Here is a 26,321-nt window from a genome sequence, read left to right on the forward strand (position 1 = left end):
ATCATAACAAGAAGCAGGGAGTCTCTACTCTCTGCTTTTTATTTTGGTAAAATGATACTTTTCTAAGGGTTCTTCGTCTTTAAAGAAAAGGAGGTGTACAGCTTGAAGATAGAAGAAATATTTTACTTACATAACCACACCATTTTTAAATACTTATATTACTTACTAAATGATGAAAAATTAGCGGAGGATTATACACAGGAAACCTTTGTCCGTTATTTGAAACATCACCAAACAATAAAAGAAGGAGCCGATCTCGCTTGGTTGCGGTGCACTGCACGTAACCTTGCCTATGATCATTATCGTCGAAAAAGGATAATTCAGTTTGTCCCTTTTTTACAACAGCATGAAGAACAAGCGTCACCTTCTCCTCATCAATGGCTGATGCAACAAGAAGATGCCAAGATGCTATATCTTGCTATTCGTAAACTAAAAATCACCTATCGTGATGTAATCATTCTGCGCAAAATAGAGGGACTATCCATCGAGGAAACCTGCACTATCCTTGGCTGGAATGAGGGAAAAGTAAAAAACACATTAAAACGAGCACTCATCGCATTAAAAAAACAGTTAGGAGGTGAGATGGATGAAGAATGATAAGAAGACATGGCAACACTTAGATGATTTAATGTTATCTGATCAGCAGCAAAAAAAATTATTACGCAATATGACAGAGCCCTCAGTAATTAATAAACAAAAGACTAAAAATAGATGGAAAATTCCTTCTGTGTCATTGCTATTTATAGTAGTTCTTTCTATATTACTATTATCTTTTGTTCAAAGTCCTACTAATTCTCCTACAACAATGGATTCCTCCAAAGCAATCCAACGAATCTATTTAAAGGAGAATATGAACAAGGAAACCTTTATAGCACAGGATTCTTGCCTTTATGTTCCTCAGCAATGCTATGCTCATGCAAAGGCTATCACACAGCTACAACAAAATTGGGACAACGCTTCTCCTGTAACAATATCCGCTAGTCAGTGGAAAAGTGGTACTATCTATGATATTTTGATTCTCTATAATGACCGTACACAAGAGAAATGGAAGGTACTCAATAACAAGATTTTCTTCAATGTTGAAACACAGCAAGCCTTTCTGATTGAAGAGTCATTTGACTCACTACGCTATTTTTATGATGAGAAGCGGTCGACGAAACTTATTATTGGGAACATTTTCATCCTACTTATGCATTTCATACTGTGGATTGCTAAAAAAAGAATGCCTTATACAGAACGTCGCTTTTTTGCTGCGACAGTTGAGCATGCCATTGCCAATGCCATCATGCTCGTGTTGTTTGGAGGTATTTCATTTGTTATCTATCTTGTACACCATACTATTCATGCAGTAATTATTTATGGCCTTTTCTCACTCTACTCCTTTATGCAAATCTATTATCGTAAAAAGGCTGGTGAACCTCAGGGTTACTTAATAGCTAGCGCTCTTGTCCAGCTTTGTATAGCTATAGCTTTTACATGTTTATATCTTGGACTAAATGTCTATTTTTAACAAAAAATGTACTGACTCCATGAGGGATCAGTACATTTTTATATTATAGCTTATTTACAAGCTCCATCAATGCTGTCAAAGAGTCTACCTCATAGGAAGGTATCACAGCACCATCAGCAATATGGTTTTCACGATTAATCCATACATTGCGCATACCCACACGTGATGAGCCTAAAATATCGGTATTCAAATTATCGCCAACCATAATGGCCTCATCAGCGGTAATTCCTACTTTTTCCATAACATATTCAAAAATGGACGCATCCGGCTTCCCTTTACCAAAGTCTCCCGAAATAATAATGTGATCAAAATAGGGGGCAATTTCTGGAGTGATTTCTAGTTTTAAGTTTTGCAGACTTGGTGCACCATTTGTTAGCAAGACAAGCTGATATTTTCCTTTTAATTCATCTAACACCGCAAAAGTATCTTCGTATAAAAATGGCGCTACTTTACGCTCGGCTACAAAGCGCTCTCCTAGCTCGGCTCCAAACGCTGTATCCTCAATACCAAGAGCAGCTAACCCTTTTGTCCAAGCCGCTGCACGATAACTAGGAACAATTTCTTTCATTTTTTTGAAAGAATCTGTAGCGTCATCAAAAGTTCCCCAAAGACCTTCAAACGGATTAATACCAATTAAAACGGTATAATCATATGTTTCATAACCTTCATATAAAGCACGTGCCTCTCGACGAACCGCTTCCTCTAGCTCAGCAGGGTTCACATGATGTACTGTTGCAGCATAGTCACATGTTTTTTCAAATGCTGTTTTGACCGATTTTTTATCCCATAGTAATGTATCATCTAAATCAAAAATAATTGTATTTATCGACATTTTGTCCGCTCCTAGCTCACGATTAATACTACTATTTTAGCATATTTTCAAAATATTTAGGATAACAAATTATGTACAATTCCTCTATCTAAAAACAAGCTGTGCGTCAAATCTTCACAGCTTGTCATTTATTAATTATGTTTATTACGCAAACGGTTCATTAAACTTTGAATGTCTGCTCTTTTTTGTTGTGTTTCATCTTGTAAAATTTCAATATAGTAAATGCCATCTTTTTCTTCTATCTGCACACGATCACCTACTTGCACTGGCTTGTTCATGGCTGACTGTGAAATAATGAGTTGTTCCTCTTCCTTTGGAAACATTAAGAAAATCGCATAGCCATCTTCAATACGGTCTAATGTGTATTTACTCGAGCTCACTGACAAGTTCCCCTTTCTCATTGCGTAATTGCGCAGCATCTCCATCATTTAACCAAATCTGTTTAGTTGTCCATTTCAAATAATTTTGCCCTTCTCTTGCATTAGCTCCACTTGTAATATAAATTATTTTCCCTGGCTGTAAAGTGAGATTTGGAAAATTAAACACTTGATTCCCTTCAATTGAAACAAGCTGCCAATCCTTTAAAGAAACAGCTTGTTGTCCATTATTTTTAATGCCTACAATTTCAGTAACTAAATCCTTGCTGACGATCTCAATAGCTGGAGCGGATACTTCTATTTCGGTAGTTTTTTTGCTAGTTTCCACTTTAGAAGTTTCCTTCCCATTCACTATATAGTTTACCCCATCTGTGGATACCGTAATCGTTCCTAAATCCGCTGTGGCATAGATTTTACTACCAATAGCCTGCAAACGATCTACTACTTCTGCATGTGGATGGCCATATTTATTATCTTCCCCGTAACTTAATATCGTGACTTCTGGTTTTACAGCCCGAATGAATTCCTGTGAGCTACTTGTGTTAGAGCCATGATGCCCTGCCTTCAGAACAGTTGCTGTTACATCATACTGCAGCATTTCTTTTTCTAATGCTACTTCAGCATCTCCTGTTAATAAAAAAGAGACATTGCTATAAGTCATTTTTAAAACAATGGAAGCATCATTATTATCTGATGCCTGCTCATTCGCATTCAATACTTTCACAGTTACATCCTTATCAAACTCAATAGTTTCACCTGTTTTTGGCACATAATAAGGGATATTTTTTTCATCAATTAGTGTCAGCATTTCTTCAAAGGTTTGGGATGTATGTACTTTACCCGAATCATAAAATTGCTCAATCGTAAGTGAATTTAACACAGGAATGAGACCGCCAATATGATCTGCATCTGGGTGTGTCGCTACAACTACATCGAGCTTGCTCACTCCAAGTTCCTTTAAATAAGAGACAATCTGCTGCCCTGCACCTTTCACTCCTCCATCCACAAGCATTGTTTTACCATTTGGTGATTCAATCAATATAGAATCCCCTTGACCCACATCAATAAAATGAACGCGCATATCATGACCAGCCGTTACAGCCATTTTCTCTGGCTTGATTGCCTCAGTACAGCCTGCTATTAAAAAAATACAAAGGAGCAATACTATTATCTTTTTCATCAACTAACTTCCTTTCTCTTTTTCTATTATACAAAAAGAGAGCTAGCCATGGGCCGCTCTCCTTCTTCTTTAAACGAATATCCACCATAAAATCATCGTAATTGTAATTGTGACAAGACCCTGCAATAAAGTTGCGACCGTTTGTGCTTTATAGGCCTGTGTGACTTCCATGCCACTATACTGTGTAATTACCCAGAAAAAGCTGTCGTTCACATGACTAACTGTCATTGCTCCAGCACCAATTGCCATCACCACTAATGCTAACGGTACCGCTCCCTCAATTCCTAATGTTACAAGCATTGGCGCTACTAAAGTAGAGGTGATCACAAGTGCCGTTGTGGAAGAACCTTGAGCTGTTTTCAATGCTGCTGCTACAATAAATGGCACAAGAAGGAATAATGTACCTGATGCAAACATGCCTAAATCCATTTCCTGAAGCATTTCTCCAACACCAGCATTTTTAATAACAGTTCCAAATGAACCGCCAGCTCCTGTAATAAGTAAAATAGGAGCCGCTTCTTTTAAGCTTTCACCAATCCAGCCCGTTAATGTCGTTTCACTAATTTCAGGTAATAATAAAAATGCCGATGCTACACCTAAAAATAAAGCTACTGTTGGTGAACCTAAAAATTTAAAGATTGTATTGAATGTCGATTCTGTATCACCAACTAATGCTGCTATAGAACCTAGACCAATTAACACAATTGGTAAAACGATTGGCAAAAAGGCTTTAAATGTTGACGGCATTTTGCCAAAAGATTTAATCACTTCCTCATAATCTAATGCCTCTACCTCATCTTCGGGTACTCGAATCTTTGTCGCCACTTTCACCGACCATAGATAACCTACAAATGTCGCTGGTATCGCTACTAATAAACCAATGACAATGACCGTTCCTAAATAATCCGCAGCACCAATATTCCCTGCTGCTGCAATAGGTCCTGGAGTTGGTGGCACTAATACATGTGTAGCAAATAAGCCTGTTGCTAAAGCTACTGCCATTGAAGCAATTGTGACATTTGCTCGCTTTGCCAATGATTTTTGTAAGCTGGATAAAATAATAAAGCCTGAATCACAAAACACTGGAATGGACACGATATAGCCAATTAAAGACATCGCTAATTGAGGACGCTTTGGCCCTACAATTCTTAACACGACTTCCGCCATTCGATAGGCAGCACCTGACTTTTCTAATATTAAGCCTATAATCGTACCAGCGATAATAACTAAGCCAATGCTTGTCATCAAGCCACCAAATCCAGTATTAATGCTATCAACGACTGATAATAATGGCATCCCTGATGCCATTCCAACAAAGAAAGCACTAATTAATAGCGCTAAAAACGGGTGAAGCTTTAACTTAGCCGTCCCCAGTACAACAAATAATACCCCTATTAAAATAATGATGAACAACATCTAGTCATCCCCCTTTTGTATGGTACGCTCAATCAATCTCTTAGTTTTTAAGCGAATATAGTGAGTAGGATCTTGCATCGCCTGCTGCACACTAGTCTCCTCATCTACTAAAGATTCGACAACTGAAAAATACTCTTGCAGAGCTGCTTTTGCCTTTCCATCGATTCCTCCTGATAATAACAATGCCTCTACCTTAGCAAGTCTAGCAGCCTTTGCCACACCCAATGGTGCCTTACCATGTAATGTTTGTAGATCGGATTTACCTTCTCCTGTTATCACAAACTGTGCCTCTACTAAATGTGCCTGAAGCTGTACAGCATCTAATACAATATCAATCCCTGCATAAAATGTTCCATTTAAAAATGCGATTAAAGCACCACCCATTCCCCCAGCAGCTCCCGCACCTTTATAATCATGCAGCCGAATGGAAAATTGGGCTTCAACAATATCTGCAAAATGCTTTAAACAGCGATCAAATTCGGCAATCTGCTGTTTTCGGACACCTTTTTGTGGACCAAAAATGGCTGTTGCCCCTCGTTCACCAATGAGCGGATTATCAACATCACAGGCTATTGTAAATGTCGCCTCGGCTAATCTAGCATCTAGCTGGCTAATATCTATAACATTTAATTTCACTAAATTAGAAACTCCAGCCTCTAGCTCTGAACCATCCTCCGTCATTAATCGAACGCCTAATGCCTGTAACATTCCAATCCCAGCATCATTCGTGGCACTTCCACCAATGCCGATAATAAACTTTCTATAGCCTTGATCGAGTGCGGCTTTAATTAACTGGCCAGTGCCATAAGATGTAGCTAGCTCTGGATTTTTCTCATTATCTTGTAGCAGCATAATGCCAGATGCTTGGGCCATTTCTATAACACATGTTACTTGATCCCCCAACACTCCATATTGAGCCTGAATTGCCCTTCCCAATGGATCTAGGACGTTTACAGAAAAATATTGACCTTCTGTAGAGGCAATCAGTGATTGTAGCGTGCCTTCTCCCCCATCTGCAACTGGTAATACGATTGTTTCAATCGATTGATCCGCATCCAGGATTCCTTCCTGCATTGATTTTGCTACTTCAACTGCTGACAGAGTACCCTTGTAGGAATCTGGACTAATGATGACCTTCATGCTATACCTCCACTTATGTCGTCCATTGACATTTACGTAAATTTTCATATCCTAAGTTAAGCGCTTACAATTTATTATAATGACAATAAATTCAGAAAACATTATAATGGGTGTATAATTTAACTGTCCTATAACAGGCTGTTTTTTATGCGAGGTGTATAAACATGTTGACGAAAAAATTAGCAGAAGAAATCGTACATCAAACGATGCTACGTTTGCGCCACAATATTAACGTCATTAGCCCAAGTGGCGTGATTTTAGCCTCTGGCGATAAAATGAGGGTGGAAAATATTCATGAAGGTGCCCTTCATGTGACACAAACAAAAGAGACATTAATTATTAACGAAGAAAATATCGAGCAGTATCCGAACACAAAACCAGGCATTAATATGCCAATCATGTATCAGGATGAAGTAGTAGGGGTTATTGGCATCACAGGAAAGTCTGAGGATATGTTTGAAATTGCCAATCTTGTACAACTCACAACAGAAATTATGACACACCAAGCCATTGTTGAATCTAAAAGTGAATGGCAACGAAAAAATAATGATTATATATTTGAAGCACTTGTTCATGGTAGTAAGTTAGATGCAGCCTTAAATGAACGAATTCAAAAATTACCCTTTGCTCTAAAAGCTCCCTTTCAAGTGATTTTAGTGAGCTTTAATGAGACATCTTACGTAGAAAATTCAATTCCCCTCTTTTTTGAGGATTTATTTTATAAACAGCCTATTCTTGCCGGCCATAGCCAATTGCAAGAATACTATATTCTGCTGACAAATTGTGAAGAACAGAGTTGTCGTCCCATTATCAAAGCGCTACGCAAACAGAAACAGAAGCTGCCTTCTCTTCAAATAGGTGTTGGTCCTGTTGTGCAACATGTATCACAGCTTCCCTATAGCTACCAAGGCGCTAGAACAGCCCTAGAATTTGCAACAGTCCAGAATGAATTAACCTTTTTTGAAGATGTCGAGTTATTTTCTCTTTTTAAGCCTCGAGAATCAGAAGAAGTACAAGCATTTCATCATCGTATACTGAAAAATATGGACGCTAAACAGTTGGAAACATTACAATCATTTTTTGACTGTAATTTACAATTAAAGCTTTGTGCACAACAACTGGCTATTCATCGTCATACGCTTTCCTACCGATTAAATAAAATAAGAGAAATGACAGGCTATGACCCACAATATTTCGAGGATGCCGTTATTTTAAAAATGGCCTGTACATTGCGAACACTACAAATAATGAAGGCAACCTGAACAACGCAGATTGCCTTTACCTTTATGCTTTATATAATTCATCTAAAAACTCTATTTTTTTCCCAATAGCCTCTTCAAAGGTCATAATATAGGCTGCTGGATCTTTCGGATTGTGGAATTGCGTAATTCTTCCTGTCTCAGGATGAACAAATTTAGAGGATGCTCCACAGCCAATCCCTAAGATTGTCTGCACCTCTTCCATAATCACAATATTGTAGATACTTTCTTCACCAGCCTTACTATAGCCGACATTTTCTAAATTACCTAAAATATTTTTTTGACGGTATAAATAATATGGAACATAGTCATTTTCTTTAGTCCAAACCTGTGCCATTTCCATCATTTCGGCCACTGTATCGCGATCCGCTACTTTGTATTTATCCTTATTACGTGTCATCTCTGACGCTCGTTTAAATGATAGCGTATGAACCGTTAATGATTCTGGCTGCATCTTAGCAGATTCTTCTAAAGAATGCTGGAACTCGTCTACCCCTTCATTCGGTAATCCAATAATGAGATCCATATTAATATTGTTCATACCTGATTCTCGTGCAAGCCAAAATTTATCAATGGTTTCCTGAACCGTATGATGACGACCAATTGCTTTTAATGTTTCATCTGTATATGATTGCGGGTTAACGCTAATACGATCAATGCCCCATTTTTTTAGTACCTCTAATTTTTCAGGTGTGATTGTATCTGGTCTGCCGGCTTCAACAGTCACCTCTCGAATTGTTTCGGGATTCGGGAAAGACTCATACATTGTTTGATATAAGGCGTCCATTTCATCTGCCTCAATTGAAGTTGGTGTGCCGCCGCCCCAATAGATAGAGGTGATTTTCATATTATTGTCCTTTAACCATTTGCCCATTTCGCGCAACTCAATATGCAAGCCATCTAAAAAGGTTGCCACACGACCTTGCTTACGGTTACTACCAATCGCATAGGCTGGGAAAGTACAATACGCGCACTTCGTCGGACAGAATGGAATGCCAATATAAACACTAATCTCTTGCCCAATCTCATCTATATCAGGAATGGTTACTAATTGTCGTTCCACAATTTCCTTTAATAGTGCCACCTTGTCCTCTGATAAACGGAAATCTCGAATCAAAAGATCAGCAATCTCTTGTTCACTTTTCCCTCCTTTTCTAAATTTATGATAAAGCTTTGTTGGGCGCACACCTGTTAAAATCCCCCATTGCTGATGCATCCTCGTATGCTGCTCAAGCACATTTAAAAATACATGTGATAATGCACGTTTCATACGAATATTTAGCTCACGATCAGTCGCTGCTGATTCATATTGAATGCTATATTCATTTGTATATTGCTGCCCATCTACAGTCAATACGGCTTTTGTAGAAATGGAAAAATCGTCCCCAGTCTGATAATCAAATGATGCAGACATATCTGCTCCCTCTGGTTCTACCTTCAGCTTGGAGTCCTCAAAAAATAAATTCGCTATATGATTTAATACCCTTATCCAATCCTCAGGATATTTTTGATCTATGTGAATAATTTTCATCTTATTTCGCTCTCTTCTTTTCTTATTCCAGATATAGTGCAGATTTAAGTTTAACAAATTTCTATGTCTTTAAGCAAAGTAACAATTACAATCCTAAAATAACAGAATATTCTGTTTTGAAATAGACAAACTATTTCTTTATCATTATAATTTTTAAAAAGGTGGTGTTGATAGTGTTTATTTTAAAAAATAGCAACCGAATAGACATTTCTCGCTTTATACATCAAATAGAAATAACATTTCACCAGTTTGACTTAGAACGTTGTGATGAAAAAACATTATATGTAACGGTTTTATTTAGATATGGCACACATCATGTTCTTTGTGATTTTATCTATATAATCAACCAACAAGACATTTATGGTGCCATCTCTATCAATGAGCACTATGAAAAAGCAAGAGAATTTATTCAACAACACTCCCAGCAATTTTTACTGTATTCAGATGAAATGACATTAGCCAAAAATTTTATGAATACAGTGTCTTTTAAGCAATGTCTTCAACAATTTGCAAAAAGGTATCCTACCTATGCTTCCTTGAAAAACTACTATCCCATAGCAATAGCATAATGACCACAAATGAAAAGAGTATGCCAAAAACTTTCGGCATACTCTCCTAGTGTTAAAAAACAAACAATAAACTTTCGAAAAAGGCTTTTCGTTTTAGGCCACTTACTTGCCTGCTTTTACGCCGAACAAAATCAGTTTCGCCGTCTCGCTATCCTCCCAGAGTCGGACGTCCATGGAAAGGACGTTGGCGGAGCGAAAATCAACCTTTTGCCTTGGTCAAAAAGACTTTTTCAGCTATTGATATGATCTTTAATCTTTTATTTTAAATATTCTTCAACAAATTCAACCGGTACATAGGTTTTTGTGTCTTTCAGTGTTGGTGCTACTTTTAGTGTGCGTAATGCTTTATTATAGCCAAATGTTGTTTCTCCACGCGTCAATGTGTAAGACATATTTCCCTTTGTAAGAATAGCCCCTTTACCAGTTGAGTCCACTTTGAAGCCAAGCTTTTCAGCAATTATACGTAATGGCACCATTTTTGTACCAGCTACTTCGTAAGAGTCTGATGTGATAATTTTATCAATTTCTTCATTTACTGGATTCGTCGTAGTTGCGGGATAATCATCCAGTACAATCACTTTAGATGGTGTTGTTTGTGCTGGAATACTTTTAGTAGAGGCTGTATAGAAAACAACTAGGTGCTTCTCTGTTAAATCTTTAGCCTCTACTTTTTCACTTTTTGCATTTAATAGCTCTGTTTCATTACCGATATTTAGTTTTAACATATCATACGTATTCGTTAAATCCTCAAAGAAATAATCAACTTCAACAAAGCCAACTTCTTCTGATTCTACAATGACAACCTCAGGATTGAATTGTGGTGGATAAATATATTTTTGAGGCTTGTTGGCAAATGTATAAGCGATTACTTTATCTCCTTTTTGAAGATCCACTTTCTTACCTGTATTGTCAAACACAAGAGTATCTTTCGTCATTTCTAATACATTTATTTGCTCGCCGTCTTTTACAGTGTAGTATGTAATGTTTTCTCCAACACGAACATCTTCCACAGTACCACGCGTATTATTGAAAATGTGTACTGGATCTATTTGAATTTGTGGTACTTCTGCTTCTGTAGCATGCTGCTCATTTGCTGAAGCTACTGGCACCATGGCACTTCCAAATAATAATGCAGTCATTGCCACTGGTGCTATCTTTTTCATGTTCATAAAAATCTCTCCTTATTGTTTGAGTTCAAAGGAGTAGTAGTTTTAAAATGGGAAAAGTTTCATCATAAGCAGAGAAATTTATGAAAAAAGGTGATGTCATCAGCAGAAACAGTCATTTTGAAAGGCGATGGTTGATGTCCGTTCTGCCAGTGTTCTTTCCAGGGGGCATTCGATGAGCAAGCTTCACTCACTGCGTTCACTCCAATCAACCATGTACAAAAGTGTCCTTTCCTTATCTTTCATACGAGCCGTAGTGAAAATAACTCATTATTTTTTATGAGTAGAGAAAGGATAGTCTCTTATTGTCAATGTGGAGAAGCGATGAGTGACACCCCCTCCAGAAAGAGTAGTGAATACCTTAACTTTATTTGAAAACCTTTGCTAAAGTGAATACTTCACTTTATTTCAAAACCTTTACTAATAAGAAACATTTTTATGAATTGAAGTGGAAGGCTACTTCACTCCCGCTCACCCACAGGAAAGCAAGTAGCCTGCAACGGAAATCCATGTTCACCTTTTGCAAAAATTCTATGGATGGTTTTGTTTTTCAACACTATGAAGAGGTAACAGTCACTACTGCCTCCTCTTCTTCGTTAGTCTTTTACAATCTCTCTCAAGCCCGTAATATTTATACCATTTAACGCTTGTGTAGCAAGACGATCCGCTTCAGCATTATCTTTACGGGAGACCAGCTGATATTCCGGTTGAATGTTAAACTGCTCTAGCTTGGCATCGATTTTATCTGCCCAGCTTGCTAACTCCTTTTCTAAAGCAGGCCATTCCCCATTTAACTGATTGATGACTACTTGCGAATCTCCTATAATTTTCACAGGCAAATGGTGAACATTTAACAATTCCAGCTCCACTAAACCTAAATAAAGTGCCGCATACTCTGCTTCATTGTTTGATTTTAGTTCAGACGAAAAGGCATTTTTTCTTAATCGGAAAGGTTTACCATTTTGTTCATAATAAATGGCACATCCTAACCCTGCCTGCCTTGTCCCAAGGTCAAACCCACCATCAAAATAGACAGTAATATTATGCGGCTCCGTCTCTATTTCCTTTAAATAGGCTTTTAGCTCTTTCAGTGACCAATTGGTATCTTGCCGATCTATGCAATGTAACGATTTTACTCTTCCCGTTCTTTCCATATCCTCTGCTAGTAATAATGCTTGAGCAGCAGGCATTTCAGCTGAACGTAAAACAGTTGTTGCTCCTTTTGGTGTTTTATAAGTCCATTCAATGATGACATGCATAATCATAACCTCCGATACTCCCTGACTTATACATAAAGTAAAAACGTGTACCGACCACTTGCGGATACACGTTTTCTTCTTACTTGTTATATGTGCAATTCCGAGGACAATTATTCCTTTTTAAATTGCGATTTATCACATTTTTATTTATTGAATTCCTTCGTATAAACCTTGAATAGGTTTTATTAAAATGCGATTCACTTCTTCGATTACTTTACTTAACTTCATTTCTGCCTCAAGCATCGTTGAGATTTTTTCATTTTGCTGTGCAAGCTGTGCTGCTTTTTGTGCATAGACAAGCTCATCTTCCAGTATATCCTCACCTGCTAATTGTTTTTTCTGTAAATCAATTTGGATTTTACGGAAGTTTTTAAAGACATTTAATGCCTCTTCATCATTCTTTACAACTTCAACTGCAGCTTTTAAAGCTTCAAACTCAGGAATCTTCCGAAAAGTTGCCTCTAACGCATTAATGTCATTATAAATATTAATCATTCATACATTCTCCTTTTAAATAAAGTAAACAATTAAACCTTGCACAATCCCAATCAATCCACCAAGAACTGCACCTAATACGGTAATCATTTTAAACTCACGTTTTGAAATACCTAATACAAGCTCCTCTAATTTTTCTACTGGGAAAGAGTCTACCTGCTCTCTAACAACCTCTTGTAAGTTTAAACGTTTTAGTACATCCTCAAGTTTTTCCTCAGCTTTCACAAAAGCTTTTTCTATAGCTTGTGGAATCACCGTATACTTCGCCCACTCATTTCCTTCAGGCCAGTAATAAGAAATCGGTTGATTTAAACGTTCAGCGATTGCTAATTGCTCTTTCACGTACACTTGTAATTTCGATAAAATTGGTTCAAATTGAACGTCTTGTAAAAAGTCCATTGCTGGTCGATCTTTTAATTTTTCCAATTCCTGTGTAAATATTTTTGTTAGTAATGTTGACGTTCCTGGCGCTTGTAAAAACTTCACAAGCTCACGTTGAACTTTACCAACAAGTGAGGAGGAATCACCTAAAAACATATTGATCATGCCACCAAGAGAGCCTTTTGATGATAAAAAATCATCAATCATCGCCTTGATTGTCATTTCGCCTTCTGGTGATAAAAAGTAATCCTCACCTTTTTCTAAAATATGATGAACCGCTACAGGAATTTTAGCATCAATCGTATTTTGAATATCATCAGATAGCAGAGAACGAATTGATTTTGTTGATAGTGTATTCTTTACTGCCGAAAATTGTCCCTCAACTATCGCTTCAACCTTCTGCTCAATGGTAGCTGACAGTTGTGAAAATCCTGCTAAGTTTAGCCAATCCTGAATGGTTTTATCGTTTGTAAAGACTGTCTCTTCAACCTTTGCTTGCACAAATTGTTCTACTTTGTCCTGAATATCTTTTGAGAAAAATTTCTTTCTAAATGTTTCAGGCGTTAATAAGTAATTTACTACTGTGAGACCAAGCTGTTTTGCTAATTCATCACGTCGTTTTGGAATAAGACCTGGCGTAAACGGTAATCGCCAGTTTTTAATATATATTGCTTTATGTGGACGAAAAAGCATTTTAATGGCCAGATGATTTGTTACGCCACCAATTGCCGCCCCAATAATTGCCATAAAAAGTAATGTCACGATAAAATTATCCATTAGTATCCTCTCATTTCAATTGTATTCACGATTGGCGTATTTTGTCGCCTTCTGCACTCATTATAGCAGAGCAATGATTTTCTACGAAAGAAATATCCTCTTTAGAATTTCCAATCTTATGCTATTAACTTCTATCCTAAAAGCGAATAGTTGCAAAATTACCATTATCCTTGAATAATATGAACTACATACAATAGAAACGAGGTTTAGATGATGATTCAGCATTTCAGTTTTAAACCATTATTTGACAATGCCCAAATTCCTGGGTGGGCTATTTCATTTTTTTATCAACGACAACGATATCAGGCTGAATATATAAAGGATGGGACAATTCAATGGATAGGACCAATTCCACCAAACGAAGAGGATGTTAAAAAAATGATACATGAACTCATGCTGTTCCACGTATACGACTAAAAAAGTAGTCATTTTTTCGTAATAATTCCGCATAAAACTACCTATATTTACTAACTAATAGCACGTCCTTTAAGCTAATTATGTTGATTCATGTTGAAATTTGTATATTTTTCTTATACATTTATGGTATCAGCTTAATAGTAAATGTTTTTTATGCAGGGGGCCATTTCAATGAGTAAAGTCACACTTTCGGATGACTTAAACAGCTATAATTCAAAAGCATTAATTCGTACAAAAGTAAAAGAATTTTTTTCAGAATTTTCAACCAAAATATTCGAACTAACCGATGAAGCGGGTACTATGAATAGTAAAAAATTCGAAGAACTTTCTGGCTATAAAAGCGACTTCTACAATGAATATTGCAGTCAATTAAAGGGCTTTTTTGATTCTTCTACTAGCTCTTTCGGGAAGAAATCAAGTAAAATGTTCTATTTAACGTATAATGGAAAAAATTATGTATTAACACAGCAGGGCATTACAGAAAAAGCACCTGTATCTATTGCTCCCTTCACAGGCGTAATACCTAGTAAGGAAACCGTTCATGATGTTGAAAAGGCATGTTTAAAATTACGGTTCCAACAAGAATAACCGAGTAAAAAATGGCAACATTTTTTTTGCATAGAAAAGGGGAGTCTCAAATAATCGAGACTCCCCTTTTAGCTATAAAAAATAATTCATTTAAAAAAATCCGCAAGCTAAAGCACTCTTGAGATTTTTTGACGTGTCGTAATATATGAGATGCAAAATGCTTCTTTCCCTAAACAAACTATCTTTGCTCTTTTTAAAGTTAGCATATAGCTATGGCAATTACAATCTTTTGGTATTTGAATCTAGTTACTTTTTTCAAAAAGGTACTGGAAAAACTAGCGAAAAAATCGTTGTCAATATTTGTGTTTTTCTTTTAAATAATTTATTATTGAGACATCCAACAATTTTTTAAATCATAGGAGGTGTACACTTTGTTTACTTCCCTCATTCGGGCGGGAACAAAGGAATTATTTGGACGGAGACATATTGGAGATAACCATTAGGTTGGCGGCATTCGCCCTACTAATTATAATGACAGGATTTTTCGTTGCAACTGAATTTGCAATCGTAAAAGTGAGATCTACCCGCATTGATCAATTGCTCGCAGAAGGGCATAAGAAAGCGAAAAATGCAAAACGAGTTGTTTCAGATTTAGATGAGTATTTATCTGCGTGTCAGTTAGGTATTACCATCACTGCACTTGGTTTAGGTTGGTTAGGTGAACCTACATTCGAAATCATTTTGCACCCAGTGTTTGAATTTCTAAATTTGAATGGTAGTATTACATCTATCCTTTCATTCATACTTGCATTCTCAATCGTAACGTTTATGCATGTTGTTATTGGGGAGTTGGCGCCAAAAACATTAGCCATCCAAAAAGCAGAATTTGTCACATTAAACTTGTCTGGCCCATTAATTTTATTCCACAATATTACGTATCCAATCATTAAGTTATTAAACGGATCTGCCCGTGGTTTAACTGGTCTTTTCGGCTTAAAAATGATGTCAGAATCAGAAGTAGCCCATACAGAGGAAGAGCTGCGAATGATTTTGTCGGATAGTTTAAAAGGTGGAGAAATTAATAACTCAGAATATGAATATGTTAACAGTATTTTTGAGTTCTCAGATCGTCTTGCAAAAGAAATTATGGTTCCTCGGACTGAAATTGTCGGCATTGAAAAAGAGCTAACAATTAAAGAAGTGTTCGATTTAATGGGTGTCGAGCAGTATACTCGTTATCCAATTCTTGATGGAGATAAAGACCATATTATCGGCTTAGTCAACATGAAGCATTTGTTAACCGCTTACATTAAAGACTCCAAAAATGGTGATAAGCCTGTTATAGACTATATGCAACCGATTATTCGAGTGATGGAAACAACGCAAATTAACGATTTGTTACTAAAAATTCAACGTGAACGTATTCATATGGCCATTTTAATGGATGAATATGGCGGAACATCTGGTCTAGTGACGATTGAAGATATTATTGAGGAAATTGTCGGCGATATTCAAGACGAATTCGATGAAGATGAAATCCCAGAAGTACAGGAAATTGCAGAAAATCATTTTATTTTAAATGCTAAGATGCTTCTTGAAAATGTAAATGATATACTAGGTACTGACATAGAAGATGATGATATTGATACGATCGGCGGTTGGTTCATGACGAAGCGTTTTGATGCAGTCGAAGGAGACAGTATTCAGGAGCAAGGTTTTGAATTTATCGCAAAAGAATTAGATGGGCACCATATTTTATACTTAGAAGTTCTGAAATTACCTGAAAGTGATTTATCAAATGAATTTGACGCAGTCATGGACTGAAATTGAATTGCCTCGTTGTACTTGTCATGGTATTATTGAAATCACGCTTGTATAATCCGGGCTATAAATATGGTCTTTCCTTCACATCTTATAGATGGGAGCAAATACCGTAATAAATAGATCGAACGACTCCCTTTTTAAGAGGGAGTCGTTTTCTAATGTCCGAAAGTTTTGCGAGGGGGAAACAAAATGGAGCTCTATACAAATTTACGGCAAGGGGAAAAAGGTGCTTGGCTATCCATTGGTACATATCTAATCCTAAGCTCTGCCAAACTTACTATTGGCTACATTGGTACATCAGAAGCATTAAAAGCAGATGGTTTAAACAATACCACGGATATCATCGCCTCCATCGCCGTACTGATTGGATTACGCATTGCTCAAAGACCGCCTGATTCTAACCACCAATACGGACATTTACGTGCTGAAACGGTTGCCTCTTTAGTTGCATCATTCATTATGCTTGTAGTCGGTCTCCAAGTACTTATTAATTCTTTACAAAATTTATGGCAGCCAACTGGTACAACACCTTCCCTGTTAACTGCTTATGTAGCAATCGGTAGTGCCGTTGTCATGTATGTCGTTTATCGCTATAATTTGGCACTATCTAAAAAAATTAAAAGTGCCGCTGTTAAGGCAGCAGCATTTGATAATCGCTCGGATACCCTTGTCAGTATCGGCACAGCCATCGGTATTTTTGGAGCTATTTTTGGCTTTCCGATCATCGATTCTCTGACAGCCCTCATTGTTGCCTTTTTAATTATTAAAACAGCAGTAGAAATCTTCTGGGAAGCTGTTCAAAGTCTGACAGATGCATTTGATATTGATGAAGTGGAGACATTATCGGTCTTAATCCGTAATGTGGATGGTGTAATCGAGCTCTTGGACTTTAAAGGGCGTGCACATGGAAATATGTACTTCATCGACATAACGGTTACCGTTGACCCTTATTTAAATGTTTTTGAAAGTCACCGCATTACTGAAGAAATTGAGCATACCATTATGCGCGAAAATCGTTTTTGTCAGGTTCTTGTGCATATCGAGCCCCATGTAGAATTGATTCCTCCACAAAACGACGACAAGTCTCCTACCAATTAATTGGTAGGAGACTTGTTTTTATTTAATGGCGATATAAATATCTACCTGTGCTTCTTGTGGATTAGCGCATCGTTCATCATACAATTCAAAATCCCCTGTATATGTTCGTTCAACTGTAGCATTTGCAAACCATGCCCAAATCTCTTGCCAAGCTTGGATAACAACCTCTGGCAAGCTTCCTTTCTCAGATGTAAAAACTAAATATTTAGCTGTTGGCATCGTTTTAACGACTAAACCAGCTGGTGTTTCATCATCATTGCTTGACACTTCTACACCTAGTGTAACGGCGTAATCTCCATTCACATCCGTCTCATAGTCTGAATACAAACCATAAATATTGTTATTTTTACGTTCAGCTATTTGGCCTGAAATATTTTGTTGGTAAAAGTGATCCCATAATTGTGGGATTTTAGCTTGTGCTGTCATTTCATTTGCATTACTTGTTTGAGCTGAAATTCCTATGATTTGAAAGGACTCCAATTCCACCATTTTTGGCTCTTTCCATTCATCTTTTCTCCATCGTTTTAAACTTGGTAAAAAGGATGTCAGCATATGACGTGCCTCATTTTCAGGCATACCATCTTCCTGAAGATGTGGTACGCATATTTCGATCATTTCTTTCACTGTTAATTGAGGTTGTTTAAACTCTCCTCCCTCATAACAATATGTACAATACTCCTGACTTTTGTGCCCTTCTTTTTCACTACCTAATAATGCCTCATCTACTAATGGCATACCACAGCTTTGACAATAGCTTTGCATCGTCATTCCACCTTTCGCTTTATTTGTTCTTACTATAGCAAAGGAAACCTGACAGCTGTATGTCATCAATTGTCTTGATTTTTATATAAAAGGACAATTTCTTGTGCGCGTTTTTGGATAATATCTCTTATATATAGCGGTTCTATGATTTTTATACGATGACCAAAGCTAAGCAAGAAGCCATAAAGCCATTCATCCTCTGGTATGGCAATATTAATGATAGACTGCTCATGATCTATATACTCTGCTCCAAAAGATTCCTCCACCAATGTTGTGATGGCTTTATCAAAAAAAATAACTAAATTGACGACGTTTTGTGGTTGATGCCATTTTTTCCCCCATGGCAGCTCACTTAAATTCACTTCCTTACGCTCAAAGATAGTCTCCTCTTGCAATAAATTCTTGATTCTCGCAAGTTTAAATAAACGAAAGTCCTTTCTTAATGTGCAATAGGCATATAAATACCAGGTCTTTCCTTTCTGAACAATTGTATGAGGTTCAACTATCCGACTTGTTTGTTCACCATGCGTAGTAGAATAGTAAAAGCTTACACAATGCATGCTCTCTATTGCATTCTTTAATGTCGTCATATGCTCTTTAAAAAGAACGTTCGGCCCCCAAGGACTAAAATCTACAAAAAGGTGATCCATAGATTGTTTGACCTGGTCATCAGCAATACATGTTAATTTTTCAAGAACTGCTTCAGCGTGCGAATCCTCATAGGTAGTCAAGGCACTTTTAATAGCTGTAGAAAGTGAAATAAGCTCATCCTTCGTCAACACTTGTTTATCAACACGGTAACCCTCCATTAAATGAATGCCACCATTCACACCTTGTTGACTAATAACAGGGATACCTGCACAGCTAAGTGTTTCAATATCTCGATAAATCGTCCGAACGGATACATTAAATAGCTCCGCTAGTTCTTGTGCCTTAACTTTTTTTCGATTGATTAAAATCATCGTCATTGTTAGCAGACGTTCTAATTTCATAGCGAAATCCTCCTCCATCCATATCCCATAATTCCTATACAACTTTTCGTTTCAATTACTAACAACCTATCTTTTTAAGTATTTTTTAAGTACTTTTTGAGTTTTATTTAAGACAAATGTACTATAATAACGCCTGATTAATTATTACAATGATTATACTATTTTTACAATATAAGAAAATACAATGCTTTGGCTACATGTCCAGCTTTTATTTCCCAATACGATGCTATTTCATTTTTTTATAAGAATAGTTTAATAATAAACGCCTAAACAATTATTTCAATTCTCTTACACAACATAAAAAACTTTTATCTTCTATATAATGAACGGCGAATACTTTCTATGAAGGGATTTGACGTGGTGTGTGACAATATACTACAGGATTCTTTGACTCTCGCCTGTGAAAATCCTACAACATTGATTGCTTTTTTCTAGTATCAAATTTTTAATAGAAAAGTTACGTGATGTTCACTTTTCTTGCCCTTCACTCTATATAGGAAGCCTTTCACCAAAAATGAACTAGAGTTTAATCGTTATCAATTTAATTGTAAAAAGGAGAGTTTGATATGATTCGAGCCGTTTTAATAGACAATGAACCTTTAGCTTTACACTATTTTCAAAATAAACTACATGCCTTTCAACAAATACAGGTTATTCAAACCTTTACAAGTGTCGAAATTTTTCTGAATGAGCTGCCTAATTTAGAGTTTGAGGTTATCTTTTTAGAGGTAAAACTCCAAGAATTATCTGGACTTGAAGTAGCTGATATTATCAAAACGGAACGTCCACAAGTGAGCGTAATTTTTATTACCTCCTATCATGAATTTGCGTTACAAGCCTATGAGATTGGTGGTCTGGACTATTTATTAAAGCCTATCAGTCCTGCTCGTTTAGAAAAAACGGTAGCTCGCATTGAGCATGAATATTCTATCCAGCAAATGCTTCAGCAAGCTACGCAAACTGTGTTAAACGTACAATGCTTTGATCAATTCGCAGTCTATAGCAATAATAGCTTAGTCGCTTTTAAAACAGAAAAGACGAAGGAATTATTTGCTTACTTTATTTTGCACCCAAACATACCGATTCATCGGGATTACTTAATTGAAATCCTATGGCCAGATTTAGACTATGTACGAGCTAAATCTAATCTCCATACCGCTCTTTCTTATTTAAGAAAGACTTTGAATATGATCGGCTATGAAAACTGTATCGTCTTTTCAAATAAATACTATATCTTTGAGAAACCAACTATTGTGTGTGATCTATATGATTTTCAAAAACTTCATGAAGATTTTTCACGCTTGGAGTTTCCCTCCATATCTTTGATTAATCAATGTCTTTCTATTTATAAAAATGGCCTCTTTGTATTCGATGATTATGAGTGGTCAACTGCCGCTAAAGATAGATTAACGAAATCATACATAGAGTTATTAGAGAAGGGGTTTCAAACAACGTTTCTTTCTGATACTGAGAAGGCTCTTGAATTTCTACATGCTTTATTTGAGTATGACCCTTACAATGAACAAAAGCTTGAACATTATTTATACACGTTGACTCAGGCAGGGCTTCACGAACAAGCTTATAAAATTTTTCAAACATATAAACAAAAGCTTCAGGAAGATTTAGCACTGACACCAAGTGCTACCTTATTAGAGATTTCCCAAAAATTATTTGTTCAATATAAATAATGTAAAAACGGCGAGTACTACTTTGTTTTGTAGTAGCTCGCCTTATATTTTTGTACGTATTTTGAAACATGTTTAAATACCGCTACCCTCTGTTAGACCATGCTTCACCGCATATAGTGCTGCTTGTGTACGGTCTTGCACTTGTAGCTTTGTAAAGATATTGGAAATATGCGTTTTCACTGTTTTTTCTGTGACAAAAAGTGAGGATGCAATTTCTCGATTACTCTTTCCTTTTGTCAGCTCTGCAAGCACATCTTGTTCACGAGGTGTTAGTGGATTTAATAAATGTGGTGCATTTTGTGACTCTTGACGATCCATTTCAAGCGTTGTCGTTGCTTCTGGATGCAATGTATTTTCGCCACGCATAATACGACGAATGGATAAGACCAATTCATCTGGCTCAATATCTTTTAACTGATAGCCTGCTGCTCCCGCCTCCATTGCTGGAACTACATGATCTCGATCCGAAAAACTAGTCAGCATTAGAATTTCTATTTGTGGAAATTTTGCTTTGATGCGTTTTGTTGCCTGAATGCCGTCCATCTCAGGCATCACTAAATCCATTAAGATAATATCTGGTTGAATGCTTTCTGCTAATGATACAGCTTCATGCCCATTTTTCGCCTCTCCCACAACCTCAATATCCTTTTGTGTCTTTAAAAAAAACAATAGTCCTCGACGCACCACATGATGATCGTCTGCAATTAATACACGTATCATGTTCTCTCCCCCTTAATATGGCAAGCGGATGAGCAGCTCCGTACCTTTGCCAATTTCACTTACCCAGTCAGCAGTGCCACCTACTGATTTTGCACGATCCTTGATGGATTGTAAGCCCATTGAAAGCAGCTTTGTATTATTGTCGATGACAAAGCCTCGTCCCTCATCTCGAATCACCAATAAAATATCTGTTGATGTAACCGTAATATACAAGGCTGCTTCTAGCACCCCTGCATGACGACGCACATTATTGAGCGCCTCTTGTGCTACACGAAATAATGTTTCTTCAATACGAGAGGGGAATTGCAGTACACCTGAAACCATAACATGTAGCTTTAAGCCAAGCATTTCAGCGTATACTTTAATGGCTTCAAGTAAACCATTTTCTAATCCCTTCGGTCGCAATTGCCAAATCAGCGCACGCATTTCTGTTAGTGCATCTTGTGTTAAATGCTGGATCTCTTTAAATGTTTCTTTCACATCACAATCATCCGTCATCTCAATACCAGCTCTCGCTGTCAACGTAACAGAAAATAGTAGTTGATTAACGGAATCATGTAGGTCACGTGCTAGACGGTTACGCTCCTTCACAAGTGCCATTTCTTGCTCCTGCTTTGTCAGTAAAATTCGCTTAATAGCTGAACCCATCTGAAAAGCAACGGATTCTAATAAAGCTAGATCCTCCTCTGAAAAGCGTACCGTGTCCTTGGATGCAACATTTAATACACCAAAACGTTCTTGTCCAGATTGAAGGGGTACCGTGGCATGATGTGTAATTCCTTCATGATCGCCAACATTTGCTGCAATGGCACTTTCAATTCGCTGACACTCAATTATATTGGAGGCTTTTTTTAGCTCTTCATTGCGATAACGGGAGACGCACCAACAGCCACCCTTGTTTAAATAATGACAATTATTAAATTCCAATGCCTCTGGTAGATTTTCATGGACAACAAGCTCTGAGCGTCCTTTTGCATCAATAAAAAAAATCCAGCCTGTTTCAAATTTAGTGCCATTTAAAAATTTGATGAGTGCACCTTTTAGCATTGTGACAATTTCAGTTTCTTCATTTAATAGTTCAGCAATTTCCTTTAAAATACTAATATTGGAATGCTCATTCTCCCTCACGAAAACACCTCTTCTTTAGCATTACTACTGTTAATGATACCATTAAGGGATTGGAGACGTCTGCTTGAGTCGTTCATACTTTAGACTGAAATTCATAACATACCTTATTTTGTGTAAGTTGATTTACATATAAAACTAGAACAACTATAATCGAACAAGTACATGGTTTTATGAAGGGAAGAATGGATATGTCTAAAAAAGAGGAAAATGGCTTATTATTTATATGGATAGTGTCTGCTGTAGCGACACTAGGTTCATTATACTTTTCTGAAATTCGTCACTATGAACCTTGTAAATTGTGTTGGATTCAACGTATTTTTATGTACCCAATCGTCATTATGACGACAGTAGCATTGATCCAAAAAAATGCGCGTATCGCTGTCACAACAGCTGTGTTTTCTGTGATTGGAGGCTGTATATCACTTTACCATTACGGAATTCAAAAGCTAAGTTTTTTAGCTGACAATGCCCCTTCCTGCGGCGCGGTTTCTTGCACAGGACAATATATTAACTGGCTAGGCTTTATTACTATTCCGTTTTTAGCATTAACTGCATTTATTTTAATCGCAGGGGCAAGCTTCTATTTAATAAAAGCTTCAAAAGCTGCAAAATAATCGAGAGACCGTGTTCTACCAATGGAATGCGGTCTTTTCTACGGAGGAAGATCTATGTTTCATTATGAAATAACTGAAGATAACTTACATGTTGAAGAGCTGTTACGCAATCAATGGCGACTTGGCAAAAAGCTAGTCCATGAATTACGTATGGCTAAAGCAATCACTTTGACAAATGATGAGCTGATTCAATGGAATACACCTTTACAGGCAGGGACAATTATAAAATTTACATTTCCTATTCCGACATCTAACTACAAACCAACACCTGTTTGTGCTATTGATGTAGTCTATGAAGATGAACATTGTTTAATCGTCTCCAAGCCAAAGGGCATGGCAACACATCCGAATGATGCTCGTGATACACATACTTGTATGAACCATGTTATGGCACATATTAAAGAACAAGGTGGTGTATACGCCGAGCATGTTCATCGTCTTGATAAAGGGACACAAGGTTTATTACTTGTAGCAAAACACCCATTAGCAAAGTCTATTTTTGATCGAATGATTGAAGAAAAATCCATTATTCGTACGTACGCCGCAGAGGTACAGGGTAATTTACGTTCATCATCAGGGACGATTGCTGAACCAATTGGAAAGGACCGCCATCATGCGACAAGACGGGTTGTATCCAACACGGGACAGCATGCCGTAACTCACTATGAAGTGGTGGCCCGCTACAAAAATTCCTGTGTTGTCCACCTCATTCTTGAAACTGGACGAACGCATCAAATTCGTGTTCATTTAGCCTATATCGGCCATCCAATTATTGGTGATACAATGTATGGCGCACGAGAAACAGCAAATGATGACTACGAGCTCCATGCGATTCAATTAGAATTTGAACATCCATTTTTAAATAAACGAATTACCGTCAAGGACGAGCAGTAAGTAAAAAAATCCCGCCCTCTATTTGAGAGCGGGATTTCATAGTGTTGAAAAACAAAACCATCCATAGAATTTATGTGAAAGGTGAAAAAGGATTTCCGTTGCAGGCTACTTGCTTTCCTGTGGGCGAGCGCCGAGCCGCTTCCTCCGTGCAGGGGCTCGCCTGTCTCGCTATTCCCACGGGAGTCAAGTAGCCTTCCACTCCAATCCATAAAATAAAAATGTTCACTTTTTAGCAAAAAAGTGAAGGTATTCACTACTCTTTTATGGTGGGGTGTTGGCACACATCACTTCTCCACATTGAAAGTAAGAGGCTATCCTCTCTTATAATATAAATCATGGGCTATTTTGTTCAGGAAAAGACACTTTTGCAGAATGGTTGATTGGAGTGGAGCCAGCGTCACTCCTAGGGGATTTAGCGTCACAGAGGAGACCCTGGAGCGAACGCAGTGAGTGAAGCGGCTCATCAGACGCCCCCTGGAAAGGACGCTGGCGGAACGGAAATCAACCCCTCGCCTTACAAAATTGCTTATTATGCCGTTGACATTACCTTTTTTCAACAACATGAAATCCCGCCCTCTATTTGAGAGCGGGATTTACTTATTTCCTAAAAATCAAATTTGAAATGATCAGGATCTTGCCCAAATCGTTGATTTCGATTTAATGTAGCCATTTTCTCCATCTGGGCTTGTGTTAATTCAAAGTCAAAAATCTGTGCGTTTTCCTCGATTCGACTTGGTGTTACTGATTTAGGAATAACCAATGTATTGTTTTGTAAATGCCAACGTAACACTACTTGAGCAGCCGTCTTTCCGATTTCTTGCCCTATTTCCACTATTGTAGGGTCAGTAAGTACGCCTCCGCGCCCTAGCGGTGACCATGCAGTAACAGCAATTTGGTGTTCACTGCAAAATGCGCGTAATGGGAGCTGCTGTAAATAAGGATGTAACTCCACTTGATTGACCATCGGAGCCGTATTTGCCTTTGCCAGTATTTTTTCTAAATGATGCTCATGGTGATTCGATACACCTGTCGCACGAATTAATTTTTCATCGTATAGACGTTCAATTGCTCGATAGGTTTCTTCAAAAGTTTCTGGGACAGCCCAATGGGTTAAATATAAATCTAGGTAATCTATATTTAATTTCTTTAATGAAACCTCAAAAGCACGTAATGTGGCATCATACCCTTGGTCATTATTCCACACTTTTGCCGTAACAAATATATCTTCACGTTGAATGCCTGAATGACGAATCGCTTCCCCTACCTCTACCTCATTGCCATATAAGGACGCTGTATCAATAGCTCGATAACCAAATTTAAGTGCTTTATCAATAGCCTGTAATGTTTCTTCACGTTCAGTCATTTTATAAACACCTAAACCAAAGCAAGGCATTTCTACACCATTTGATAATGTTTTCGTTGATTGTAAATGCAAGAAGCACAACCCCTTTCTTTTCCTAGTACCATTATACAAAAAATTGGATTTAAGAAAAATAAAGCAGCTGTTTTAAACCTTACTTTTTCTCGATTTCCGTATCCTCCTCCAATTGTATAGGGTCAGCAATACGTTCATCCTCTGCCAGTTCAAGACCATCTCGTAAATGCTCCATCTGTTTTCCCAAATCTTTTAATTCTTTCATATCTCTAGCCATTGAACCATTTTCAATGTTTGGCACTTTTTTTTCCATAATGATCACCTCATTTATAGTTTTCCCGATATCGAGATGTTTGAACCATTTCTGACATATTTTATTCCGCTATGTC

At 37.3% G+C, this 26,321-nt stretch carries 27 protein-coding genes; 11 read left to right on the forward strand and 16 right to left on the reverse strand.

Annotated features, from left to right (window positions below; genetic code table 11):
* Nucleotides 1-93 precede the first annotated feature (93 nt).
* The gene (locus MHI22_RS12220) at nt 94-597 is read left to right on the forward strand and encodes an RNA polymerase sigma factor (protein ID WP_230593750.1); all 504 of its coding nucleotides are present in this window, start codon (nt 94-96) and stop codon (nt 595-597) included.
* Nucleotides 587-1,510 carry a hypothetical protein gene (locus MHI22_RS12225; RefSeq protein ID WP_340809440.1) on the forward strand — a complete coding sequence of 308 codons (924 nt, stop codon included), beginning with the start codon at nt 587-589 and terminating at the stop codon, nt 1,508-1,510. The genes MHI22_RS12220 and MHI22_RS12225 overlap by 11 nt, the downstream gene beginning before the upstream one ends.
* A gap of 43 nt (nt 1,511-1,553) precedes the next feature.
* Here the strand turns inward: MHI22_RS12225 and MHI22_RS12230 are convergent, their stop codons facing one another.
* From MHI22_RS12230 to MHI22_RS12250, 5 genes are all read right to left on the reverse strand, one after another.
* On the reverse strand, nt 1,554-2,342 hold the full coding sequence (locus MHI22_RS12230) for an HAD family hydrolase (protein ID WP_036118079.1): 789 nt from the start codon (nt 2,340-2,342) through the stop codon (nt 1,554-1,556).
* A gap of 131 nt (nt 2,343-2,473) precedes the next feature.
* Nucleotides 2,474-2,722: a DUF3006 domain-containing protein gene (locus tag MHI22_RS12235; RefSeq protein WP_340812097.1), complete on the reverse strand. Its 249-nt coding sequence runs from the start codon at nt 2,720-2,722 to the stop codon at nt 2,474-2,476.
* A complete protein-coding gene (locus MHI22_RS12240; RefSeq protein ID WP_340812099.1) occupies nt 2,709-3,899 on the reverse strand; it encodes an MBL fold metallo-hydrolase in 1,191 nt (396 codons plus the stop codon). The genes MHI22_RS12235 and MHI22_RS12240 overlap by 14 nt, the downstream gene beginning before the upstream one ends.
* A gap of 69 nt (nt 3,900-3,968) precedes the next feature.
* Nucleotides 3,969-5,315, reverse strand: a complete 1,347-nt coding sequence (locus MHI22_RS12245) for a GntP family permease (RefSeq protein WP_340812100.1) — start codon at nt 5,313-5,315, stop codon at nt 3,969-3,971.
* Entirely contained in the window at nt 5,316-6,455 is a 1,140-nt protein-coding gene (locus tag MHI22_RS12250; protein WP_036118091.1) for a glycerate kinase, read from the reverse strand.
* 164 nt (nt 6,456-6,619) lie between these two features.
* On the opposite strand from MHI22_RS12250, the gene MHI22_RS12255 reads away from it, so the two are divergent.
* Nucleotides 6,620-7,717: a CdaR family transcriptional regulator gene (locus MHI22_RS12255; RefSeq protein WP_340812103.1), complete on the forward strand. Its 1,098-nt coding sequence runs from the start codon at nt 6,620-6,622 to the stop codon at nt 7,715-7,717.
* 22 nt (nt 7,718-7,739) lie between these two features.
* On the opposite strand, the gene MHI22_RS12260 is transcribed toward MHI22_RS12255, so the two are convergent.
* The gene (locus tag MHI22_RS12260; RefSeq protein WP_101966582.1) at nt 7,740-9,245 is read right to left on the reverse strand and encodes a coproporphyrinogen III oxidase; all 1,506 of its coding nucleotides are present in this window, start codon (nt 9,243-9,245) and stop codon (nt 7,740-7,742) included.
* A gap of 173 nt (nt 9,246-9,418) precedes the next feature.
* On the opposite strand from MHI22_RS12260, the gene MHI22_RS12265 reads away from it, so the two are divergent.
* Nucleotides 9,419-9,814: a hypothetical protein gene (locus MHI22_RS12265; protein WP_036118100.1), complete on the forward strand. Its 396-nt coding sequence runs from the start codon at nt 9,419-9,421 to the stop codon at nt 9,812-9,814.
* 257 nt (nt 9,815-10,071) lie between these two features.
* Here MHI22_RS12265 and MHI22_RS12270 read toward each other — a convergent pair whose 3' ends face one another.
* The 4 genes from MHI22_RS12270 to MHI22_RS12285 all read right to left on the reverse strand — a co-directional run bounded on the left by MHI22_RS12270 (nt 10,072) and on the right by MHI22_RS12285 (nt 13,892).
* Nucleotides 10,072-10,983: a copper amine oxidase N-terminal domain-containing protein gene (locus MHI22_RS12270; RefSeq protein ID WP_101966583.1), complete on the reverse strand. Its 912-nt coding sequence runs from the start codon at nt 10,981-10,983 to the stop codon at nt 10,072-10,074.
* A 593-nt stretch (nt 10,984-11,576) separates the two neighbouring features.
* On the reverse strand, nt 11,577-12,239 hold the full coding sequence (locus MHI22_RS12275; RefSeq protein WP_058843244.1) for a ribonuclease H family protein: 663 nt from the start codon (nt 12,237-12,239) through the stop codon (nt 11,577-11,579).
* Between the two features lie 147 nt (nt 12,240-12,386).
* A complete protein-coding gene (locus MHI22_RS12280) occupies nt 12,387-12,734 on the reverse strand; it encodes a YlbF family regulator (protein ID WP_141904889.1) in 348 nt (115 codons plus the stop codon).
* Nucleotides 12,735-12,749: 15 nt separating this feature from the next.
* A complete protein-coding gene (locus MHI22_RS12285; protein ID WP_036118576.1) occupies nt 12,750-13,892 on the reverse strand; it encodes a DUF445 domain-containing protein in 1,143 nt (380 codons plus the stop codon).
* Nucleotides 13,893-14,105: 213 nt separating this feature from the next.
* Between MHI22_RS12285 and MHI22_RS12290 the strand changes: the two genes are divergently transcribed.
* From MHI22_RS12290 to MHI22_RS12305, 4 genes are all read left to right on the forward strand, one after another.
* The gene (locus tag MHI22_RS12290; protein WP_058843243.1) at nt 14,106-14,309 is read left to right on the forward strand and encodes a YheE family protein; all 204 of its coding nucleotides are present in this window, start codon (nt 14,106-14,108) and stop codon (nt 14,307-14,309) included.
* A 171-nt stretch (nt 14,310-14,480) separates the two neighbouring features.
* Nucleotides 14,481-14,897 (forward strand): hypothetical protein, encoded by a 417-nt coding sequence (locus MHI22_RS12295; protein ID WP_089933914.1) that lies wholly within the window; start codon nt 14,481-14,483, stop codon nt 14,895-14,897.
* Between the two features lie 444 nt (nt 14,898-15,341).
* Nucleotides 15,342-16,661 (forward strand): hemolysin family protein, encoded by a 1,320-nt coding sequence (locus tag MHI22_RS12300; protein WP_340812714.1) that lies wholly within the window; start codon nt 15,342-15,344, stop codon nt 16,659-16,661.
* Between the two features lie 189 nt (nt 16,662-16,850).
* Complete coding sequence (locus MHI22_RS12305) at nt 16,851-17,759, forward strand: cation diffusion facilitator family transporter (protein ID WP_340812107.1); 909 nt, start codon at nt 16,851-16,853, stop codon at nt 17,757-17,759.
* A gap of 18 nt (nt 17,760-17,777) precedes the next feature.
* Here MHI22_RS12305 and MHI22_RS12310 read toward each other — a convergent pair whose 3' ends face one another.
* On the reverse strand, nt 17,778-18,521 hold the full coding sequence (locus tag MHI22_RS12310; protein WP_340812109.1) for an effector binding domain-containing protein: 744 nt from the start codon (nt 18,519-18,521) through the stop codon (nt 17,778-17,780).
* 65 nt (nt 18,522-18,586) lie between these two features.
* A complete protein-coding gene (locus MHI22_RS12315) occupies nt 18,587-19,513 on the reverse strand; it encodes a helix-turn-helix transcriptional regulator (RefSeq protein ID WP_036118592.1) in 927 nt (308 codons plus the stop codon).
* Between the two features lie 566 nt (nt 19,514-20,079).
* Between MHI22_RS12315 and MHI22_RS12320 the strand changes: the two genes are divergently transcribed.
* Nucleotides 20,080-21,201: a response regulator gene (locus MHI22_RS12320; protein ID WP_340809443.1), complete on the forward strand. Its 1,122-nt coding sequence runs from the start codon at nt 20,080-20,082 to the stop codon at nt 21,199-21,201.
* Nucleotides 21,202-21,273: 72 nt separating this feature from the next.
* Here MHI22_RS12320 and MHI22_RS12325 read toward each other — a convergent pair whose 3' ends face one another.
* Entirely contained in the window at nt 21,274-21,921 is a 648-nt protein-coding gene (locus MHI22_RS12325) for a response regulator (protein ID WP_036118599.1), read from the reverse strand.
* Nucleotides 21,922-21,933: 12 nt separating this feature from the next.
* A complete protein-coding gene (locus MHI22_RS12330; protein ID WP_036118602.1) occupies nt 21,934-23,049 on the reverse strand; it encodes a GAF domain-containing sensor histidine kinase in 1,116 nt (371 codons plus the stop codon).
* Between the two features lie 188 nt (nt 23,050-23,237).
* Here MHI22_RS12330 and MHI22_RS12335 point away from each other — a divergent pair, with 188 nt between their 5' ends.
* Together MHI22_RS12335 and MHI22_RS12340 are read left to right on the forward strand one after the other, a co-directional pair.
* Complete coding sequence (locus MHI22_RS12335) at nt 23,238-23,663, forward strand: disulfide formation protein C (RefSeq protein WP_036118605.1); 426 nt, start codon at nt 23,238-23,240, stop codon at nt 23,661-23,663.
* 54 nt (nt 23,664-23,717) lie between these two features.
* Nucleotides 23,718-24,557 carry an RluA family pseudouridine synthase gene (locus MHI22_RS12340; RefSeq protein WP_340812111.1) on the forward strand — a complete coding sequence of 280 codons (840 nt, stop codon included), beginning with the start codon at nt 23,718-23,720 and terminating at the stop codon, nt 24,555-24,557.
* A 604-nt stretch (nt 24,558-25,161) separates the two neighbouring features.
* On the opposite strand, the gene MHI22_RS12345 is transcribed toward MHI22_RS12340, so the two are convergent.
* Together MHI22_RS12345 and MHI22_RS12350 are read right to left on the reverse strand one after the other, a co-directional pair.
* Complete coding sequence (locus MHI22_RS12345) at nt 25,162-25,992, reverse strand: aldo/keto reductase (RefSeq protein ID WP_340812113.1); 831 nt, start codon at nt 25,990-25,992, stop codon at nt 25,162-25,164.
* 79 nt (nt 25,993-26,071) lie between these two features.
* The gene (locus MHI22_RS12350; RefSeq protein WP_170829926.1) at nt 26,072-26,245 is read right to left on the reverse strand and encodes a hypothetical protein; all 174 of its coding nucleotides are present in this window, start codon (nt 26,243-26,245) and stop codon (nt 26,072-26,074) included.
* Between the last annotated feature and the right edge of the window lie 76 nt (nt 26,246-26,321).

The organism is Lysinibacillus sp. FSL L8-0312 (genome assembly GCF_038003285.1).
GTDB classification, from domain to species: Bacteria; Bacillota; Bacilli; order Bacillales_A; family Planococcaceae; genus Lysinibacillus; species Lysinibacillus fusiformis_D.

What these genes read in the sequence shown, in the direction of transcription:
- MHI22_RS12305 (WP_340812107.1), top strand. Translation starts at nt 16,851, where the DNA reads ATGGAGCTCTATACAAATTTACGGCAAGGGGAAAAAGGTGCTTGGCTA.
- MHI22_RS12280 (WP_141904889.1), bottom strand. Translation starts at nt 12,734, where the DNA reads ATGATTAATATTTATAATGACATTAATGCGTTAGAGGCAACTTTTCGG.
- MHI22_RS12320 (WP_340809443.1), top strand. Translation starts at nt 20,080, where the DNA reads ATGATTCGAGCCGTTTTAATAGACAATGAACCTTTAGCTTTACACTAT.
- MHI22_RS12225 (WP_340809440.1), top strand. Translation starts at nt 587, where the DNA reads ATGAAGAATGATAAGAAGACATGGCAACACTTAGATGATTTAATGTTA.
- MHI22_RS12325 (WP_036118599.1), bottom strand. Translation starts at nt 21,921, where the DNA reads ATGATACGTGTATTAATTGCAGACGATCATCATGTGGTGCGTCGAGGA.
- MHI22_RS12290 (WP_058843243.1), top strand. Translation starts at nt 14,106, where the DNA reads ATGATTCAGCATTTCAGTTTTAAACCATTATTTGACAATGCCCAAATT.
- MHI22_RS12260 (WP_101966582.1), bottom strand. Translation starts at nt 9,245, where the DNA reads ATGAAAATTATTCACATAGATCAAAAATATCCTGAGGATTGGATAAGG.
- MHI22_RS12240 (WP_340812099.1), bottom strand. Translation starts at nt 3,899, where the DNA reads ATGAAAAAGATAATAGTATTGCTCCTTTGTATTTTTTTAATAGCAGGC.
- MHI22_RS12310 (WP_340812109.1), bottom strand. Translation starts at nt 18,521, where the DNA reads ATGCAAAGCTATTGTCAAAGCTGTGGTATGCCATTAGTAGATGAGGCA.
- MHI22_RS12275 (WP_058843244.1), bottom strand. Translation starts at nt 12,239, where the DNA reads ATGCATGTCATCATTGAATGGACTTATAAAACACCAAAAGGAGCAACA.
- MHI22_RS12285 (WP_036118576.1), bottom strand. Translation starts at nt 13,892, where the DNA reads ATGGATAATTTTATCGTGACATTACTTTTTATGGCAATTATTGGGGCG.
- MHI22_RS12250 (WP_036118091.1), bottom strand. Translation starts at nt 6,455, where the DNA reads ATGAAGGTCATCATTAGTCCAGATTCCTACAAGGGTACTCTGTCAGCA.
- MHI22_RS12315 (WP_036118592.1), bottom strand. Translation starts at nt 19,513, where the DNA reads ATGAAATTAGAACGTCTGCTAACAATGACGATGATTTTAATCAATCGA.
- MHI22_RS12245 (WP_340812100.1), bottom strand. Translation starts at nt 5,315, where the DNA reads ATGTTGTTCATCATTATTTTAATAGGGGTATTATTTGTTGTACTGGGG.
- MHI22_RS12255 (WP_340812103.1), top strand. Translation starts at nt 6,620, where the DNA reads ATGTTGACGAAAAAATTAGCAGAAGAAATCGTACATCAAACGATGCTA.
- MHI22_RS12270 (WP_101966583.1), bottom strand. Translation starts at nt 10,983, where the DNA reads ATGAACATGAAAAAGATAGCACCAGTGGCAATGACTGCATTATTATTT.
- MHI22_RS12230 (WP_036118079.1), bottom strand. Translation starts at nt 2,342, where the DNA reads ATGTCGATAAATACAATTATTTTTGATTTAGATGATACATTACTATGG.
- MHI22_RS12295 (WP_089933914.1), top strand. Translation starts at nt 14,481, where the DNA reads ATGAGTAAAGTCACACTTTCGGATGACTTAAACAGCTATAATTCAAAA.
- MHI22_RS12340 (WP_340812111.1), top strand. Translation starts at nt 23,718, where the DNA reads ATGTTTCATTATGAAATAACTGAAGATAACTTACATGTTGAAGAGCTG.
- MHI22_RS12350 (WP_170829926.1), bottom strand. Translation starts at nt 26,245, where the DNA reads ATGGAAAAAAAAGTGCCAAACATTGAAAATGGTTCAATGGCTAGAGAT.
- MHI22_RS12335 (WP_036118605.1), top strand. Translation starts at nt 23,238, where the DNA reads ATGTCTAAAAAAGAGGAAAATGGCTTATTATTTATATGGATAGTGTCT.